The organism is Altererythrobacter lutimaris (assembly GCF_013371495.1).
GTDB classification, from domain to species: domain Bacteria; phylum Pseudomonadota; class Alphaproteobacteria; order Sphingomonadales; family Sphingomonadaceae; genus Erythrobacter; species Erythrobacter lutimaris_A.
The window spans coordinates 2,527,082-2,545,272 of sequence record NZ_JABWTA010000001.1; the positions used below are offsets into that span (position 1 = coordinate 2,527,082).

Annotated in this window: 19 protein-coding genes and 1 tRNA gene; 13 read left to right on the forward strand and 7 right to left on the reverse strand. The window is 57.2% G+C overall.

What is annotated here, in order from left to right; translation table 11 throughout:
- Positions 1–126 precede the first annotated feature (126 nt).
- The 3 genes from HUO12_RS12285 to HUO12_RS12295 are packed head-to-tail and all read right to left on the reverse strand — an operon-like array spanning position 127 to position 2,397.
- Positions 127–429, reverse strand: coding sequence for a polyhydroxyalkanoic acid system family protein (locus tag HUO12_RS12285; protein WP_176273870.1), 303 nt, complete (start codon positions 427–429; stop codon positions 127–129).
- Positions 429–1,175: a hypothetical protein gene (locus HUO12_RS12290; protein ID WP_176273871.1), complete on the reverse strand. Its 747-nt coding sequence runs from the start codon at positions 1,173–1,175 to the stop codon at positions 429–431. Before HUO12_RS12290 ends, HUO12_RS12285 begins: the two co-directional genes overlap by 1 nt.
- A 13-nt stretch (positions 1,176–1,188) precedes the next feature.
- On the reverse strand, positions 1,189–2,397 hold the full coding sequence (locus HUO12_RS12295) for a toxic anion resistance protein (RefSeq protein WP_176273872.1): 1,209 nt from the start codon (positions 2,395–2,397) through the stop codon (positions 1,189–1,191).
- A 206-nt stretch (positions 2,398–2,603) separates the two neighbouring features.
- Here HUO12_RS12295 and HUO12_RS12300 point away from each other — a divergent pair, with 206 nt between their 5' ends.
- Complete coding sequence (locus HUO12_RS12300; protein WP_176273873.1) at positions 2,604–4,220, forward strand: TIGR00341 family protein; 1,617 nt, start codon at positions 2,604–2,606, stop codon at positions 4,218–4,220.
- Positions 4,221–4,227: 7 nt separating this feature from the next.
- Here HUO12_RS12300 and HUO12_RS12305 read toward each other — a convergent pair whose 3' ends face one another.
- Positions 4,228–5,961 carry a fatty acyl-AMP ligase gene (locus HUO12_RS12305; protein WP_176273874.1) on the reverse strand — a complete coding sequence of 578 codons (1,734 nt, stop codon included), beginning with the start codon at positions 5,959–5,961 and terminating at the stop codon, positions 4,228–4,230.
- A 183-nt stretch (positions 5,962–6,144) separates the two neighbouring features.
- Here HUO12_RS12305 and HUO12_RS12310 point away from each other — a divergent pair, with 183 nt between their 5' ends.
- The 4 genes from HUO12_RS12310 to HUO12_RS12325 are packed head-to-tail and all read left to right on the forward strand — an operon-like array spanning position 6,145 to position 8,141.
- Positions 6,145–6,687, forward strand: coding sequence for a regulatory protein RecX (locus tag HUO12_RS12310; protein ID WP_332310414.1), 543 nt, complete (start codon positions 6,145–6,147; stop codon positions 6,685–6,687).
- A complete protein-coding gene (locus HUO12_RS12315; protein ID WP_176273876.1) occupies positions 6,681–7,187 on the forward strand; it encodes a DUF192 domain-containing protein in 507 nt (168 codons plus the stop codon). The genes HUO12_RS12310 and HUO12_RS12315 overlap by 7 nt, the downstream gene beginning before the upstream one ends.
- A gap of 49 nt (positions 7,188–7,236) precedes the next feature.
- Positions 7,237–7,632, forward strand: coding sequence for an NADH:ubiquinone oxidoreductase subunit NDUFA12 (locus HUO12_RS12320; RefSeq protein ID WP_176273877.1), 396 nt, complete (start codon positions 7,237–7,239; stop codon positions 7,630–7,632).
- A 2-nt stretch (positions 7,633–7,634) separates the two neighbouring features.
- Entirely contained in the window at positions 7,635–8,141 is a 507-nt protein-coding gene (locus tag HUO12_RS12325; RefSeq protein WP_176273878.1) for a DUF2155 domain-containing protein, read from the forward strand.
- On the opposite strand, the gene aat is transcribed toward HUO12_RS12325, so the two are convergent.
- Entirely contained in the window at positions 8,090–8,788 is a 699-nt protein-coding gene (aat, locus tag HUO12_RS12330) for a leucyl/phenylalanyl-tRNA--protein transferase (protein WP_176273879.1), read from the reverse strand. The two genes, HUO12_RS12325 and aat, sit on opposite strands and share 52 nt — an antisense overlap.
- Before the next feature lie 101 nt (positions 8,789–8,889).
- Here aat and HUO12_RS12335 point away from each other — a divergent pair.
- Positions 8,890–8,965 (forward strand) — tRNA-Trp (locus HUO12_RS12335).
- Positions 8,966–9,018: 53 nt separating this feature from the next.
- Here the strand turns inward: HUO12_RS12335 and HUO12_RS12340 are convergent.
- Positions 9,019–10,944, reverse strand: coding sequence for a putative bifunctional diguanylate cyclase/phosphodiesterase (locus HUO12_RS12340; RefSeq protein WP_176273880.1), 1,926 nt, complete (start codon positions 10,942–10,944; stop codon positions 9,019–9,021).
- A 184-nt stretch (positions 10,945–11,128) separates the two neighbouring features.
- Here HUO12_RS12340 and HUO12_RS12345 point away from each other — a divergent pair, with 184 nt between their 5' ends.
- Positions 11,129–12,316 (forward strand): glycosyltransferase family 87 protein, encoded by a 1,188-nt coding sequence (locus tag HUO12_RS12345; protein ID WP_176273881.1) that lies wholly within the window; start codon positions 11,129–11,131, stop codon positions 12,314–12,316.
- Positions 12,317–12,431: 115 nt separating this feature from the next.
- On the forward strand, positions 12,432–12,581 hold the full coding sequence (locus HUO12_RS12350) for a hypothetical protein (RefSeq protein WP_176273882.1): 150 nt from the start codon (positions 12,432–12,434) through the stop codon (positions 12,579–12,581).
- A 30-nt stretch (positions 12,582–12,611) separates the two neighbouring features.
- On the opposite strand, the gene HUO12_RS12355 is transcribed toward HUO12_RS12350, so the two are convergent.
- Positions 12,612–14,159: an alanine/glycine:cation symporter family protein gene (locus HUO12_RS12355; RefSeq protein ID WP_176273883.1), complete on the reverse strand. Its 1,548-nt coding sequence runs from the start codon at positions 14,157–14,159 to the stop codon at positions 12,612–12,614.
- A 279-nt stretch (positions 14,160–14,438) separates the two neighbouring features.
- Here HUO12_RS12355 and secE point away from each other — a divergent pair, with 279 nt between their 5' ends.
- The 5 genes from secE (at position 14,439) to HUO12_RS12380 (ending at position 18,159) form a co-directional block, all read left to right on the forward strand.
- On the forward strand, positions 14,439–14,648 hold the full coding sequence (secE, locus tag HUO12_RS12360) for a preprotein translocase subunit SecE (protein ID WP_176273884.1): 210 nt from the start codon (positions 14,439–14,441) through the stop codon (positions 14,646–14,648).
- Positions 14,649–14,688: 40 nt separating this feature from the next.
- Entirely contained in the window at positions 14,689–15,225 is a 537-nt protein-coding gene (gene nusG, locus HUO12_RS12365; RefSeq protein ID WP_176273885.1) for a transcription termination/antitermination protein NusG, read from the forward strand.
- Positions 15,226–15,357: 132 nt separating this feature from the next.
- A complete protein-coding gene (locus HUO12_RS12370) occupies positions 15,358–16,461 on the forward strand; it encodes a hypothetical protein (protein ID WP_176273886.1) in 1,104 nt (367 codons plus the stop codon).
- Positions 16,462–16,722: 261 nt separating this feature from the next.
- Positions 16,723–16,992 (forward strand): hypothetical protein, encoded by a 270-nt coding sequence (locus tag HUO12_RS12375; RefSeq protein ID WP_176273887.1) that lies wholly within the window; start codon positions 16,723–16,725, stop codon positions 16,990–16,992.
- Positions 16,993–17,034: 42 nt separating this feature from the next.
- Positions 17,035–18,159, forward strand: coding sequence for a zinc-dependent alcohol dehydrogenase family protein (locus HUO12_RS12380; protein WP_176273888.1), 1,125 nt, complete (start codon positions 17,035–17,037; stop codon positions 18,157–18,159).
- The last annotated feature ends 32 nt before the right edge of the window (positions 18,160–18,191 follow it).

Genomic DNA, 18,191 nt, shown 5'->3' on the forward strand with positions numbered 1-18,191 from the left:
TCAGCAAATTATCAGCGATTGTCGACCAAATCAGCGAGAGCACGCCAATTCCGTGAGCCGTTTGGGCGCAATTGGCATAGTTTGTAAAGGCTTAGGGCGAGATTTCGCTCTCACGAAGCGCCAAATTCATCCGTTTTCGAGCAGTTTGGTGCCGTTTTTGCGGATCGCGCCTTCCAGCATCCCGCGAATGAAACCCAATGCAGCGGGTAATTCGACGATGAAGATAACCTGATCGTCTTCAATTTCGACTTGGCCATCAATAGACTGCCCCATGGCCGCCACATGCAATGTCATGCAGTTATCATGTGCCCAACCGGTCTCAACCTGAGCCATGCCGCCAGGAATGTAATCCGCGATCTCGTGACTGCGTTCTTTCAAGCGGCGTCGGACTTCATCCTTGCCAAGTTCATGGGGCAGAGCGACGCGCATTACCGGTGATCCTCCAGGGCTTCAGGTCCGCCGAAGCGATAATCCAGATAGCGGGACTTGATCGCAAGATCATCGAGCGCGCCTTCAGCCAAGCGGCGGGTCACACGGTCGACTTCACCGCTGATCTTCGTGAGGCTTTCTGTGAGCCGCTCATCCGCAGTTTTGCCGGCGTGTTTCTCCTTGCGAAGCTGCTCGGGGATCTTGCGGTAATTGTCGATTGTCTCCGGGATATATTCGCCGACGAGCTCGCGCACTTCGTTTACCGCGGGATTGTTCTGATCCATCGTCTCAAGCTGCAGGCCGAGAGCGTCCAACTGCACACCAAGCTGATCGACCACTTGTACCGCTGGCGGGGGCAGAGCAGGGCGCTGCGCTTCCAGCCAAAGTTCCGTCCGGCCAACCATTTGCCGCGCGTCCCCCTTTTTGAGGTCGGCACGCTTGGGGATCTTGATTTTGGGATATTTCGACAGAACACCGACTGCGACGATTGCGGCCAATACCGTCAGCATAATGCCGGTGAAGCCGATCCCATCAATGATCAGGCCTATGGCCACGGCGGCGGCCCAAATGCCAGCAAAAGCGATCAGTATGCGCTTGATGCGGCTCTTCCAATGACGTGCTTTCAAATCTGCAGAACCCCGCCCGATGCTTTGCGCAGGGCGATGCGTTCCGCCATCGCGCTGCACTGCGAGGCTCTTGCCAGCAGCGCTCAGGATTTGATCGGATTCGCGGGTACTATCGACCATCTGTTGTCAGGCCTCAGCTATCGAGCGCCAGCAAGGAAGGCTCGGATGCGACCTTGGCTTGTGCCTGCGCCTGACCCTCAGCACGCGCGATGTAGCCTTTCGATTTCTCAACTTCGCCAGACAGCGTCTCAACAGTCTGCTTCATGCTGGCGAGAGCACGAACCTTGAAATCGTCCACTTCATCCATCGTGTCATAGATGTTCTGGAAAGCGCGTTGCAGCGTCTCCAGCGGGATGGTGCTGGCAGCCGCCTGCTCGTGAATTTGACCAGTTTGTTCGCGCAGCAGCGTGCTGGTTGAATCGATGATGTCGCTGGTCGTCTGGTTCAGAGATGTGATCTGGCCGAGCACCAGACGCTGATTGGTCATGGCCTGCGCAACTGTCACAGCTGTACGCAGCGCGCCCACCGTTGTGGTCGAAGCACGATCCACGCCTTTGACCAGTTCGACATTGTTCTTCTTGACGAGATCGAGCGCGAGGTAACCCTGCACGCTCACCGCCATTTGTGTGAGAAGATCCTGCGTGCGCTGACGAACATAGAACAGCGCGCTTTCACGCAGCGCCTTTGCCTTCGCCGGGTCCGTGCTGTCGAGTTCAGCGGCCTTGTCTTCGAGCTTGCCGTCAAGCGTCTTGGCGATATGGATCATCTGCTCCAGCTCGCCCATCGCTTCCCATAGCTTCTGGCGTTCGACATCGATTGCTGCATTGTCTTCGTGCAGCTCTTTCTTGCCTGAAGCCAAGCGTTCGAGGATCGATTGAATGTGGCCTTGCGAGCTAGTGTAGCTGTCAAAATAGCGCTGTAGCTTGTTGCCGAAAGGAATGATTCCGAACAGCTTGCGTCCCCGCAGCTTGCCTTTGCGGCCCGGATCGAGCTCTTCGACCGTCTTGCGCAGTTCAAGCAGATCATTGCCGACACCATTGTCCTGATCCATTGCGCGTACCGGACGATCCAGGAAACGGTTCGACATGGCCGCGGCTGCGCGGATCTGTTCCTGACCCATGCGGGTGATCTGATCGACTTTTTCGCCAAACGCGGGCGAGTTCGCATCTTCGGCAACCAAGTCCGCGACGAAGCTGTCGACTTTCTCGTCCAGCTTGGATTTCTTCTCTTCGGCCACTGGGACGAGGCCTGCTGCCTTCTCAGCCGCGACCACTGGTACCGGATCAGGCGGCGTCAGGTCGAAATCGGTTGCAGTCTTAGTCGTCGTTTCTTGCGTGCTCATATCTTCGCGTATCGCTCCCTCAGGCAGCCCGGATGGGACGGGCGCATGGCTCTCTTTACTGTATTAGTGTTCTAAGACACAATCTTCAAGGGAATGTGCCCTAAGCGCGGGCGAACGTCCAGCGAAAGCGAGGCTGCAAACGGTAGCCTTGCGTGGCTGGCGAATCCGCGTAAATCAAACCCTTGAGTAAGTGGGGGATGCCAAGCATGGCAGACGACAACACGCCGAGTGCAAGCGACGCGATCCCGAGCCCGGCGGATATAGAAGGACGGGTATCGCAAGACGCAGTGCCAAAAGGTGAGGCACCGCGCCCGTCAATTTCAAGCGTGAAATTCAGTCTGCTGCGTTGGTGGCGACAGGAAGTGACCGGTACAGTTGATCAGCCGGCCGTGATCGAGAAACGCCGCGATGAGTGTGCGCTGTCCGAACGCTATCTGTTCATGACGGCGATGTCAGGCGGCATTGCGATCCTCGGCCTGTTGCTGTCTTCACCAGCGGTCGTGATCGGGGCGATGCTTTTGTCACCGCTCATGGGGCCAATCATGGGATTGGGCTTTGCGCTGGCGATCGGGGACTACCGCTGGCTTAAACAGTCAGCACGCTCGCTGGCCTGGGGCTCGGCGATGGCGATCCTGTTGTGCGCTTTGATCGTGTTCTTCTCGCCGATCCAGACGATTACGCCTGAGATTGCCGCCCGAACCCGGCCTAACCTTTTTGATTTGCTCGTCGCGCTGTTTTCAGCGCTGGCAGGTGCCTATGCGATGATCCGCGGGCGTGAGGGTACAATTGTTGGCGTGGCTATTGCGACAGCATTGATGCCGCCTTTGGCCGTGGTCGGATATGGCGCTGCGACGCTTAACTGGACGGTCTTTTCTGGCGCACTGCTGCTATATGTGACGAACCTTCTCACGATCGCTATTACAGCGTGGGGCATGGCGCGCCTCTATGGCTTCCGCACAATATTGAGCGAGCGCAATACGTTATTCCAGAACCTCGCCATCGTCTCAGTCGTGATAGCCCTTGCGATACCGCTGTTTATCTCGCTTCAGAATATTGCCTGGGAAACCAACGCGCAGCGCATTGTTCGCAACGAGCTTCAGGATGCGTTCGGCCCGAGCGCGCGGATCGACCAGTTCGACATCGACTTCGCCAATGACCCGATGGTTGTCGATGCAACGGTCTTGACGCCGCGATTACAGGACGATGCCGATGCGGAAATCAGCGCCGCGCTGGAGCGACGCCTCGGACAGAGTGTAGAGCTGCTGCTCACGCAATTCCAGGTCGGGACCAGTGCAAGCGCGGCGGAGCAAGCGCAATTGTCTGCCGCACGCGAACGAGAGGAAGCCAACGCGCGCGAGCAGGCTGAGGATCTGGCAAAGCGTCTGGCGCTTGTCGCGGGCGTCACGGAAGATGATGTTCTGGTCGACCGCAGCCGCAAGCGCGCATTGGTCCGCGCCCTTGATCTCGAAGGGGCGACACTTGCGACATACAATGTGCTCGAGGCTCGCATCGCAGCGACTGAACCTGACTGGACTGTCGAACTTCTTCCGCCTGCAAAGCCATTGCCCTCTATCACGTTCCGACGTGGCCGTGACGAGGAGGGAATGCCGACCATTGCCCTGACTGAACAAGGCGAGGTCTCGCGCGATCTGGCAATCTGGTCTGCGCGGCGTCTCGGCTTCCCGCTCGTCGTCTCTGGACCTCTGGATTTGGTCGAACGCATAGAAGCCGAGCTGGCCGATGCTGGCATCGAGCGCGTGCAACGGGGGTTGATCACGCGCAATGGGTCAGAAGTGACTTTGCGCTGGGGCGATGTCGATTAGGTAAAGCTCAAGCCGCCATTTCAAGCGGAGCGATCTCGCCCGAGAGATAGAGCTTTTTCGCCTTTGCGCGGGAGAGCTTGCCAGAACTCGTCCGCGGCAAAGTGCGCGGCGGCACGAGTTCGACCACGCAGCTCATTCCCGTGACAGACCGGACCTTGTCAGCGATCTGATCGCGCAAACGGACACGCTCTTCAGGGTCGGACACGCGGCAATGGACGAGCACAGCGGGCGCTTCCTCGCCATTCTCGGTCTCGACAGAGAAAGCCGCGATATCGCCATGGTTGAAGCCGGGCAATTGCTCGACCGCCCACTCGATATCTTGAGGCCAGTGGTTCTTGCCATTGATGATGATCATGTCCTTGGCGCGGCCGACAATGAACAGATAGCCATCGGCAAGATAGCCCATGTCACCTGTGTCGAGCCAGCCGTCTTCAAGGCAATCTTCCGTCGCTTCCGGATTGCGGAAATAGGAATGCATCACGCTTGGTCCGCTGCACCAGACCTTGCCGATATGGTGGTCGGGCCGCGCATCGCCGTTTTCGCCGCGAATTTCGACTTTCATGTCAGGCAAGGCTTTGCCGCAATTGACGATCGCACGGTAACGCGCAGGGCGCGAAAGGTCGCGCGGTGTGCCGGACAAGCGCTCTTCTTCGACCAGCTCTACCCGAATACCTTCGCCTGGTGGCATCACTGTGACAGCGAGCACCGCTTCCGCCAGGCCATAGCTGGGTGTAAACGCGCTTGCCTTGAAGCCGGCATCTGCGAACGCGTTTACGAATTGCTGCATCACATCTGGGCGGATCATGTCCGCGCCATTGCCGGCTATGCGCCAGCGCGAGAGGTCAAACCGCTCGGCAACATTGGTCTGGCTGGAGATACGCCGCGCGCAGATGTCATAGCCGAAGGTTGGCGAGTAGGACGCAGTGTTGCCTTTGTTGCGGCTGATCATGTCGAGCCAAGCCAGCGGACGGCGGGCAAACGCATCGGGCTTGAGCAGATCAACTGAGAACTGGTTTGCGATCAGCGACAGGAAACAGCCCACTAGACCCATATCGTGATACCAGGGCAGCCAGCTAACGCAGCGGTCATTCTCGCCCAGATTCATCGATACTGCGTGACCATAAAGGTTATGCAGGAGCGCGCGATGCGTTACGGCAACACCGGTCGGGAAGCGGGTCGAGCCAGAGGAATATTGCAGGTAGCAAATGTCTTCCGGATCGGCTTCAGGCAGCTCGCATTCTGGAGCTTCGCGGGTTGCAAAGTCCTCCCAGCTTGTCCCTGGACAGCCTTGCTTGGCAGCGGCAGCGCTAGCCATCTCGCCGATTTCATCAGGGTAGATGAGGATCGCTGGATCTGAGCTGCTCAGCTGAACCGCCAGCTGGTCGATGTAGCTTTCCTTGCCACCAAAGCTGGTCGGCAAAGGCAATGGAACAGGCCATGCACCGACATAAACGCAAGCGCAAAACAGAGCGGCAAATTCAGGACAAGTCTCCGCGATCAACGCGACTCGGTCTTCCTTCTTGATCCCTGCGGCAATGAGGCGGCGCGCCATGACCAGCGCGTCTTCACGCATCTCTGCATAGGTATAAACCCGTGCGAGTTGTCCACGCATGTCGTGAAAATTAAGGCCCTTTTCGCTGCGCGCAGCGTAATCGATGGCTTCATTGAAGGTCGCGAAGTCAGCCCGCTTACGTGGTAGGGGACAATCATTCGGCGTCGGCGTCAAAGCGGCGTCGGTCATAATAGTCAGCGATACCCGTGGTTTACAGTGCTTTTGAATGCACCCATGCGTGTGTCCATGGCGGGAATATCCCTCCCCCGCAAGTTTAGAAGGTTTACCAATTCCCAAGGAGTGTGGCACGAATAAGGCATTATGGTTTCTGATGAAACTAATATGCGGTCAACGCGCAAGCGTCAAAGACGAGTGGCAAAACCGCTTGATCAGACGCGATTGCGCGATCTGGCGCTGTCCTATGCCGCGCGTTATGCGACCAGTGCAGCCAAGCTAGAGAGCTATCTGCAGCGCAAAATTCGCGAGCGCGGGGTGGCTGAAGGCGAAGAATTGAACCCGCGTGCAATTGTCGAGCGGCTGGTCGAACTCAACTATGTCGATGACGAAGCTTATGCGCGCGCTCGCTCCGGATCGTTGATGCGGCGCGGCTATGGCGCGCGACGCGTGGAAGAGACCTTGCGGCATTCCGGCATATCGCAAGAACTGCGCGAGGAGATCGCGCCAGGTGAATATGCCAAGCGCGAAGCAGCGATCCGGCTCGCACAAAAACGCGGCTTCGGCCCATATGCTAAACTGGCTGTCGATCCGGCACGCCGCGAAAAGCAGATTGCAGCTATGGCGCGGGCGGGGCATGATTTTGGAAGCGCGCGCTTCATCGTCGAAGCTGCCCGCGAGGAAGAGCTCGATCAATGGCTCGCAGAAGCAGCGGACGAAGAGGATAACACATCATGGTGAGAGCACTCGGTCTGTTTTTTGCGCTCCTGCTTGCAGCATGCTCGGCCGCAGACACCGGCAGTGCGAGCGCACAGACCACTTCACAAAGTGCCGCCGATCAGAACAGGCATCCTGTTTCCGGCCTCGAAATTATCGAAGTCACTGTCCAGTCGGGTGAGAACACCTATGTCTTCGATACTGAGCTTGCCGCCAGCTCGAACGAACAAGCTCAAGGCCTGATGTTCCGCACCGAGCTAGGCGAGTTTGAAGGCATGCTTTTCCCATCGAGAGGCGCGCAAATGCGCAGCTTCTGGATGAAGAATACGCCCTTGCCGCTTGATATTATCTTCATCGGCCCGGACAACCGCATCATCAATATCGGCGCAATGGCGGAGCCCTATTCGCTAGATTCTGTGCCTTCAGCTGCTCCTGCAATCGCCGTATTTGAAATCATTGGCGGACGCGCGGAAGAGCTTGGCATCAAGCCGGGTGATCTCGTGACGTGGGAATTACCTGAGTAGATTTTCTTCCACTTGGCCTTGCCGCGCGAATCCGCTAATCGCGTCGCCCATGGGAATCTTCGGAAAAATATTCACTTGGTGGGATGGTGCGACCATCGGCACGATGCTTTGGTCAGCGCGCAAGGGCGAGCATGTCGGCACTGACGCGCAAGGGAACAAATATTACCGCTCCAAGCAAAAGGAAGCGGGCAAAGAGCGCCGCTGGGTGATTTATGACGGCGCTAATGATGCAAGCCGCGTGCCTGCCGAATGGCATGGCTGGCTGCACGGCTCCGGCGAAGATGTGCCGGAAAGTTTCCTGCCTGCGCCACGCATCTGGGAAGCCGACTACACCCCGAATGCGACCGGCACAGCCCATGCCTATCGCCCGCAAGGCGCATTGGAGCGGGGCGGCAAGCGCGCGGCGGCCGTGGGCGATTACGAAGCCTGGTCTCCGGAAAGCTGAGCATGACCCGCGCATTCGCGCTCTCTGGCTTTACGGCACTTGCCGCGCTGACGCTTTCAGCTTGCAGCGAGGACACTGCTGAGCCTGATCCAGAAGTAGCAGAAGATGCCGAACAATCAGCCGCAGCGCCTGCCGAAGACGAAGCGCCTGAGCAATTGAGCGAGCAAGTCGCCGGCGCAACGCCGATGGAAGAGCGCGTCGCAACGCTTGGTCTCATCAACAAACGCAACAATGTCTCGCAGGATCTGGAGCTGCGCCCGGGCGAATCGCAAGAAATCGGCCCAGTCATCGTACGGCTTTCCGCCTGCGAACGCACGGCTCCGTGGGAAATGCCGCAGGAAACAGGCGCATTCGTTCAAGTCGATGTGCAGAACCGAGGCTCGGATGAATTCAGCCGCGTCTTTTCAGGGTGGCTCTTCAAGAACTCGCCCAGCGTCAACGTCGTCGAGCACCCGATCTATGACGTTTGGGTCAAAGACTGCGCGATGAATTTCCCCGGCGAGGAATGATGCGCTTGCGCGTCGATCAGGATTTCCTGATACGCGCGCGGCAAAGACATTTGTGCTGAGCCTCGGGAGGTCGCGAGGCGTTCAAGATAGTCGCCTTGCGGCAGTTCCAGCGCCCCTAACCGCGCCAGATGATCCGTCATAAACTGGCAATCGAGCAGCTGGAACCCGGCATAGCGCATCAATGCGACGAGCCAGCACAAGGCGACTTTGCTCGCGTCCGCTTCGCGGCTGAACATGCTTTCCCCGCAAAATACGCGGTCAAAGCTGACGCCATAGAGACCGCCGACCAGCTCACCTTCGCGCCAGCATTCGATGGAATGCGCGTGGCCTGCTTCGTGCAATTGACGATAGCTCGCCTGGATACGCATGCTGATCCAGCTTTCCGGATGACCCGGGCGCGGAGCAGCGCAGGCCGCGATCACTTCATCAAAGGCTTTGTCTATGGTGACGGAAAAGCGTTCTTGCCGCAAAGCCTTGCGCAGGCTCTTGGAAATTCGCAGTCCGTCCAAAGGAATGATGGCACGCTCGCGCGGTTCGACCCAAAATAGCTCGGGATCATCGCGCCTGTCAGCCATGGGAAATATGCCGCTGCGATAAGCAAGCAGCAGCATTTCTACCGGAATTGGCTCAGGCAACGGCGCGTGCATAGCGTAAGCTTTAGCAGAGAGCGTCAGAATTCCATTGCATGAATTCGCAACTCACCGGTTGCGCTGCGTCGCGCTTCGCATTAGAGGGCGGCCCTTGCTGCAGGGGTGTAGCTCAGTTGGTAGAGCATCGGTCTCCAAAACCGAGGGCCACGGGTTCGAATCCTGTCACCCCTGCCATTTTCCTGACAACGACGTTTAGACTTATTGCGCCAACGATCGAGGCTGTCCGGTTATGCGTTTACTGCATGTGGCGGCAAGTCGCGCGGCTGTGCGGCTCGCAATCGATGCAGTTCCTCATCTGCCATGGGCTCGCCGGTATAATAGCCCTGGATTAGCTCCACTCCGGAGCGCTTGGCGATTAGCAGGTCAATCTCGTCTTCGACGCCTTCGATGAGACAGCAGAGCCCCAAGACTCGCGACATCCCTACCAGTGAATTGAGGATCTGGCTGGTTAGGGGATCGCTTGGATTGTCCAGGAACGAGCGATCAATCTTCAGCTTCTGGATCGGCAATGCGCGCAGATAGGAGAAGTTTGAGTATCCTGTGCCGAAATCATCAAGCGCGATAGTAAAGCCGTGCGCCGTCAGTTTGCGCAGATTGGCGTTCGCTTTGTCGAAATCGGCCATCATGGCGGTCTCAGTCACTTCAAATTCGACCAATGATGGGTCGGTCGCATAGTCGTCAGCCAGCTTGATGATCTGCGATATTGTCGGGTCTGACATCAAGTCAAAGCTCGAAAGGTTGATGGAGACAGGCAGGGGATCGGCCCAATCGCGAAGAGCGGCAAATGCCTTTTGCGCGACTGTTAGCGTAATGCCTGTAATGAGCCCGCTTTCTTCGGCTATCCTAATGAACCGGCGCGGTTCTACATTCCCGATCGACGGGCTTTCCCATCGCGCGAGCGCTTCTGCGCGAACAATCTGGTTCTTTGCGAGATCGAACTGCGGTTGGAACACAAGGGTGATCTCGTCCGCTAGGCTCGCATTGCGCAATGCCCGCTCCACTTCATGCTGCGCTTCTGCTTGCAAAGCATGATCGTCATTGAAGATGACAACACGGTTCTTGCCTTGCTTCTTTGCGACCATCAATGCGTAGTCAGCTTGGCTGATTTGCGCACGGCTGCTGATGCCTGGTTCGAGCTCCTTGCACCCGATCGAAGCGGAAATCTGCACATGCCGACCATCGATGGCATAAGGCTTTGAGATGGCCATTAGCCACTCTTCGCAGCGGGCTCTGATCGCATCTTCGTATTGCGAGCTGGTAAGCAACACGTTGAATTCATCACCGCCCATTCGGCTCACATGTGTTCCCTGACCGGTGCAAAGTTTGAGTCGCTGCGAGACTTCCTGCAGCAGTGCGTCGCCGGTCATGTGGCCGTGGATGTCGTTCACCGCCTTGAAGCCATCGAGATCGATGAGAATCAGCCAGCCGCGCTCAGCACCTTCATCGGTGTCCTGCGAAGCGCCCACGCGCGTCAAGGTGTTGCGCAGGGCGCCGAAGAATGCGCGGCGATTTGGCAGTTTTGTCAGGCTGTCAGATAGCGATTTCTCGCGTAGCTCCTGCCCGATAACCTTGGCTTCTTCGAGCTGACCCTGTGCGGCCAGTTTGGCCTTGGCGATATCCATGATCGATTTGCGAAGGAGGTATGCGATGGAAAGCGATGCCAGCGCCGCAGCAAAAGTCAGGAAGGCATAGACAAGATCGGTGCTCGCATCTGCGCGCGGCAGGAAATACAGCATCGCGAGAAGAGCGAGGCCAATGGACAAAAGCGATTGGCGAAGGTTTGAACTTGCCAGACCGAATACCATCACCATCATGACGAAATAGGTGAGTTTTTCCGGCTGAAAATTGATAGTAAGCGCGGCCATCACATTGAAGACAACACTGATATTCATGACCATGAAGATGGCGGCTGAATGGTCGGGGTGAGCGCGCTTGCGCAGCCGTAAGAATCCGTAAGTCCCAATCAGTCCCGCGATGAACGAAAGGCTGCCCATCTGGATGCGCTCAAGCCCTGTGAAATACAGCAAATGGGTCGGGAACATCGCGAAGTAATACAGCGCGAACGCCGCGAAATACCCCCGTAGGATCGGACGATAAATCTCATGCAGGATCGACTCAGCTTTCTTGTGAGCTGTCGATTGTGATCGAAACACCTGTTGCCCCTTCGCGATAACGCGAAACCTGTTTAGTTTGAGCGCGTTAAAACCTGTTAAACGCGGCGTTACCGCAGCGTTTACCATGTCATCACCCGCCCACCTTGCGTGGAGCATGAGCTGAGAGCGAAAAGTGTTTGTTTTGCACTCGATCGGTTAACCTTGATTGCTTACAGGCACGGTCATGAAGGAAGACAACGTTGTAGTGCCAATGCGCAAGCCAAGCATGATTTCGCACATCCGCGATGCCAGTTGGCTCGATAAAGAACGGGTCCGGGCTTACGCAGTCATATATTTCCTCGGCTCGCTCGGCATGATCGCGAACACTTATGTGAAAGCGATGGGCGGCGTGGGCAGTGACTTCCTCGCCTTCTGGGGCGCTGCAAAGATTACGCTGACGGAAGGGGCCGCGGCAACTTACGATATTGCGCTCCAGAAAGCGGTGCAGGCCTCGACCGGTTTTGATGAAGTCTTCGCATTCGTGAACCCGCCTCCATTCCTGTTTGCAGTTACACCGTTCGGCGCGCTTCCCTATCCGATCGCGTGGATCGCTTGGGTGGTAACGACCTTTGCGATCTGGTTTGCGATCAGCTGGAAAGTCTATCCGCGCTTCTGGCCTCTCATACTTGCCTATCCAGGCGCGATGATTGCCGCGAGCCACGCGCAGAATGGATTGCTTACAGGTGCGTTGTTGGTCGGCGGTGTAGCCTTCGCAAGCAAGCGTCCGATAATCGGCGGAGCGATGATAGGCGCGCTGGTGATCAAGCCGCATCTGGCGGTCCTCTTGCCGTTCTGGCTAGCAGCAGGCGGCAAGTGGAAAGCCTTCATTGCGGCGGGTATCTCTGCAATTGGCTTGCTCGCGTTTTCATGGGCTGTTTTCGGCACCGAGACGATGCTAGCCTACACGACCAGCTGGGAGAAAAGCGCAATCCTGATGGCGCAGGATGACGACGACTTCTTCCTGCGCATGGCAACACTTTACAGCCAGCTGCGTATCTGGGGCGGCCATGAAATTGCGCTCGGCGTCAATATCCTGACAGCGCTCGGTATGATCGTTCTCGTGTGGCTCAGCTGGAAGCGTTTCGGCGGCGATATGGCGGCATCCGGCGCGCTAGCATTGGCGGCGACACCGCTCGCATCGCCTTACCTGTTCAATTACGATCTTGCCTTCCTCATTCTGCCAACCCTGTGGCTGGTTGCAGAAGCGCGCGATCGGGAAGGCGGCTTCCGTCCGTGGGACAAGCTCATCCTGCTGGTTCTCTGGCTATCGCCGTTTGCAACGCGGGCGATCGCGCTCCCGCTCCATGTAAACCTTATGCCGCTTGCGAGCGCTGCGATGGTCTGGTTGATCTGGCAGCGCGGCAAGGCCTGACTACCATTCAGAAAAATCATCTCCAATATTAACAATGGTAGAACGCTGAATTCAGCTTCGCGCGACCCTTGGCGTGCCAATCCTGCTCTAACGACTACCGCGATGGAGCAGTATAATGTGTGTGCATTCCTACCGTTCAAGCCAGCCTGACCATTGGGTTCAGCCGCGTCCGCATCGTGACGCGTCGCTGCGCCGTCAGGCTTATGGCAAAGTGCGCCCGATGCACGAGCCAAGCTGGTTCGAGCGGTTGTTGGGCAGGGCGTGAGCGGTTCAGCCACTCACGCCTCGTGACCCATCAATACTCGTTCGGCTCTTCCGGTGTGTCGACCTGATGATCTGGCCCGGCATCCTTCTCGCCCCGCGCCAATTTGAACACCACACCTGAAAGCAGCGCAAGCGCCAGCAGGTTGGGCAGAGCCATCGCCGCATTGGAGATGTCACCAAGTCGCCAGACCAATTGCGATGGTTGGGTTGCGCCAACAAAGATCGCCACGCACCAGATGACCCGCCAGATAATGTGGAGGATCTTTTCCCCGCCGCGGGTCGAACCCGGCACACGGTCGTAGATGAAGGTGATGGCGCGCTCACCATAATAACTCCACGTGAGTAGGGTGGTGAACACGAACAGGATCAGGGCAACGCTCACCACGAGGGTGCCTAGCGGGACACCCGCAATCAACGTCGGAAACGCTGCACTGTAGGCAGCGATTGTGGTTGCAACGCCAGCGGTTTCAACCGTGCTGAGGTCGGACTGCCAGACATGTTCGACAGCTTGTCCGCCTCCGGTGAAATCACCCTGCACGGTCAGGATGACCAATGCCGTCATGGTGCAGATCACGATGGTATCGATGAACGTACCGAGCATTGCCATGCGGCCCTGCTGCTCGGGATCATTGGTCTGAGCTACCGCGTGAGCAATCGGGGTTGAGCCTTGACCGGCCTCGTTCGAGAACAGCCCGCGCGCAACACCGGCTCGGATCGCGATGATGATTGCTGCGCCGACAAAGCCACCCTCGGCTGCCTGATTGTTGAACGCGCCTGCAAAGATGCGGGAGAAAGTCTCTGGAAGGTCGCCGAAGTTTAGAATCAACGCGATGATCGCCATAACGATATATGCGCTCGCCATGATCGGAACGACCTTTTCCGCCACATTGCCGATCGATTTGATCCCTCCGATAATCACGATGAATACCGCAATCGCAACAATCAGACCGCCGACCCAGCGCTCGATTCCGAACAGTTCATTGAGGCCGGTGGCGACCTCGTTTGCCTGGATCGAGTTCCCAGTTACTAGGGCAGAGAACAGCGTTCCGATACAGAAAATTATAGCGAGCCAGGTGTATTTCGGTCCCAGTCCCATCATGATGTAGCTCATCGGGCCGCCACGCTTCACACCGTCGCTGGTAGTTTCGCGGTAGCGGATAGCGAGCGATCCTTCGGCAAAGGCCAAAGCCATGCCGATCAGTGCTGTGACCCACATCCAGAACACAGCACCCGGACCACCCCACGCGATTGCAAAGGCGACACCAGCTAAATTACCGGTTCCCACTTGACCCGAAAGCGCGGTTGAAAGTGCAGCGAAGGGGGAAATTTCGCCTGAGCCTGAACCCTTGCGTCCCGCAAACAATCCTTTGACCGCGGAGCCAAATCTGACGATCGGATAGAACCGCAATCCGATCATCATCCATAAGCCGATCCCTAAAAGGATAATCGTCATCGGCGGGACAGGTATGCCAGCGATTTCGAGAACTTGCTCGCCCCGCCATTCGCCGCCCCAAATGAAATCCGAAACGTTTACGACCTCGTCAACAATAGTGGTCGTACCTGCTTCTGTTACAGCCATACCGGCTATCCCCTTTGCGTACCCGTCAATTCCCCCAGGCCAGACCCGACCTGTGCGTTAAGCGACGCACGCTAGTGGGCGCGGTGCGCGTGCACAAGCCGAAACCCGGTTTCTCCCACTTGCTTTTGCCGTGCTGTGATCCTAGATGCCTAGCCGTCTTCCGACATTGGAATCACGTAGAGCCCCTCCCGAACACTTGTTCGGGGCGGCGAGAAGCCCTACCTGAAACACAAGGTTGCTGAAGGCACGACACTTTATCGAGGACGGTAGGCTCGCATCATGGCCGAAGAGAAAAAGCGCAAGACATCGCCGGCGGAATTCGTCAATCAGGTCCGCACGGAAACCAGCAAGGTTGTGTGGCCGACGCGCGAAGAAACCGTGCGCACTGCGATTTTCGTGTTCATCATGATGATCATCCTCTCGTTGTTCTTCCTTGGTGTCGATACCGTATTCAATGGGATCGTTCGCTGGCTGCTGACGCTGGCGTAATCGGGCTCACACAGACTTTCAGGGACTAAAGGATACCCACATGGCTCGCTGGTATATCATCCACGCCTATTCCGGTTTTGAGAACAAGGTTCGCGATCAGATCATTTCTGAAGCGGAGCGCCTTGGCCTGTCTGATGGGGTCGAGGCCGTGGAAGTCCCGACTGAAACCGTAACGGAAGTAAAGCGCGGCAAGAAGGTTCAGGTCGAGCGCAAGTTCATGCCGGGCTATGTCCTCGCAAAGCTGAAGATGACCGACGACGTCTATCACTTGGTCAAAAACACTCCGAAAGTGACGGGCTTCCTTGGCTCAGGCAACAAACCGCAACCGATCAGCGAAAAAGAAGCTGCGCGTTACTTCGGGGGTGTCGAAGAAGCGAAGGCTGCGCCCAAGCAACAGATCAGCGTCGACTATGAAATCGGCGATCAGGTCAAAGTGCTCGACGGCCCGTTTGCAAGCTTCAACGGCGTTGTCGAAGAACTCGATTTCGACAAGCAGAAGGTCAAGGTCTCAGTCTCGATCTTTGGCCGCGCAACGCCGGTCGAGCTCGACTTCGAACAGGTCGAACTGGTCAAGTAAGCAATTTAGGCTCCATTCATCTTTTAGCCATCCGATACGACTTAGCGCTAACCCTTTAGATTAAAGAGCGTTTTATGGTGCGCGCTTCAGACCCACATTAAACCGTCCGGCAACTGCAAGATCGGGGGGATCATGCTCAGATTCATTACAGGCCTCATCACAACACTGTGCGCGTTCGTGTCGCTGAGCGTGACGACGGCTCATGCAGCTGATGCAAAACAGCAAGATCGGATCATTGCTGAATACAGCGAGGCGGTTGTGCTGTTTGCGACCATGGATCACGTGAGCGGATGGTGGAAAGGCTTCGTCGAGCCGGCCTATCGTGAAGACTGGGAGAAGCGCTTCGGATGGTCAGAAGAGGACCAGCAATGGGCTGATCGGTATGCCGAGTACCGCCACCGTACCTATTCCGACCCGTCTCAAGATGTCGATATCGCAACCTCACCGCAAGGGATCTTCCCCGGTAGTACAGCCAGCGCCAAAAGCACTGACCCGCTCGCCACTTTCATGGTCAGCCAAACGGGTGCAGAGCAAGCACTTGCAGGCCTTGAAGGAATGGCAAGTAAACAGGATGCTGCAATGTTGCGCGGTTTTTACCGTCATTTTGAGTCTAAATGGCAGCAGATCCTGAGCGAGACCGAAGTTCTTGCTAAGCATCCCGAAGCGCTGCAAGCGGACATGTCAGGGCCAGAAGTTGGTCAGTTTCTCGATCGTGTCGAGACATTCTACAATGTTGAAAACACTGGTTCTTTCCGGGTTTTCTTTACTCGCTTCCCGTCTCGCACACGAACAAGGGCTGAACTTGTCGCAGGAGGGAATCTGATCCTCCATACGCCGCTTGAATGGGCTTATGAGGACGGCGATTGGGCTTCAATTGTCGCCCATGAGATCGTTCACCACATCTCGTCGCAGCAAGCCGATTCAGCCAAGCGTGCGATGAGCGACCGGTTTCTGGCAATTTGTCCTCTCGAGCGCCGCTCGCGCCGGTTGTGGGTTCTTGAAGAGCCTTTGGCCGTCGCCATTGGACAAGCCGCATTCTCACAATTCGTGAAAGGCGAGCGGCTCGATCCCGGCGACAATTGGTACGGCAATCCGTGGATCGACATCACAGCGCGCACGTTGGCAAGTAGTGTCGTAGAAGCTCTGGACCAGGGCGTAGCGCTGGAAAAGACGCGGATCGTCGAGGAAGCCGCGGATAGATGCTCGACGCTGTCTTTCATTGCCGAGAATATGTAAGCAGGTTGTTGAACGCAGAAGCGCCGCATTTCCTACATTGGCATCGCCAGTTACATCGGCGAGCGCTGCTGGGCGGCTGATATCCGTTCATGAAGTTTTGAAAAAGCAGGAAAAGTGTCAACTTTGTTGGAAAGGCCGAAAATGGCAGATTTCTGAGGTGTTGAGGCGGATTTGGCCCGGTTGACAGGTGTCAATTGTGTCAAGTCTGTTGGAAGGGTGGAGGGCGCGGGTGGTCCTGCCTCACCTGCAACCCCAAAACCCTTGCATTTCCGCAGGGAATCGCTAGCCGGCCCGCTTCTCGCAGAATTCTATCTTAACCGGCGCAAGCGATTTGACGCTGAAGCGCTTGCCAATGCGCCAGTCATCAACCCGCTTGCCTTTATCGCCTATGCGATCGGGGTTATCGCAGCGCTCAACGCTCCTGACACGGTTGCGAGTTTGCTGGTCGGCCTGATCGCTTCAGTTATCGCCTACTGGCTTTTGAGTTTGGCTTTCGGTTCGAAGCGCGAACTGCATTCGGCAACGCAGTAAGCTCTCTCACAGGGCTCAATAGCAATACCATAGGATATACGCATGCACGTCAAAGCCGCCATCCTGAAAGAAGCCGGACTAGCCGCACCTTATGCGCAATCAATGCCGCTGTCCGTCGAGACGGTAAAGCTGGGCGGCCCAGGTGCGAATGAGATCCTGGTCGAAGTCAAGGCGGCCGGACTTTGCCATTCCGACCTCTCCGTGATCGACAACAATCGCCCGCGCCCCTTGCCAATGGCTTTAGGTCACGAAGCGGCAGGAATCGTGCGTGAGATCGGCAGCAATGTATCCGGCCTCGTCTCTGGCGACCACGTGGCCTTGGTCTTCGTGCCAAGCTGCGGTAGTTGCTTGCCATGCGCGACCGGACGTCAAGCGCTGTGCGAGCCGGGCGCTGCTGCCAATGCGCAAGGCACATTGTTGTCAGGCGAGCGCCGGATCGAAGCCGGAGGATCGCTCGTCAATCACCATCTCGGCGTGTCTGCTTTCGCTGAGCATATTGTGGTCGATCATCGCTCTGCAGTGAAGATCGATCCGGAACTGCCGCTGGAGGTAGCGGCGTTGTTCGGCTGCGCAGTCCTTACCGGCGTGGGCGCGGTGTTCAACACTGCCCAGGTGGAGCCAGGCTCTACTGTCGCAGTGATTGGGCTCGGTGGTGTCGGGATGAGCTCAGTGCTCGGCGCACGCGCTGCCGGGGCGCGCCAAATCATCGCGGTCGACATCCAGCCGGAGAAGTTGGAACTGGCCTCTAGTCTCGGTGCCAGTGCAACCTTTGATGCAAAGGATCCGGACTGCGCAGACCAGATTCGCGCGTTCACCCAAGGGGGCGTTGATTATGCGATAGACATGACCGGGGTTGCTTCTGCGCTGGAGCTTGCCTGGAAGATCACCATTCGCGGCGGGACTACAGTGACCGGCGGTCTCCCGCATCCCGATGCGCGTATGTCGATACCGCCGGTTGTGCTGGTAGGCGAGGAACGCACACTCAAGGGAAGTTACCTCGGGGGCGCCGTCCCGACCCGCGATGTGCCGCGCTACATCGCCATGCACCAGGCTGGATTGCTTCCAGTCGAGAAGCTGATGGGCGAAGCGATGCCGCTTGAAGAGATCAATCGTGGCTTCGATGCCTTGGCCAGTGGTTCTGCATTACGGCAGCTGATTGTTTTCTAGCAGCGCCTCGGCGCGGCAATTTTTACCATTCG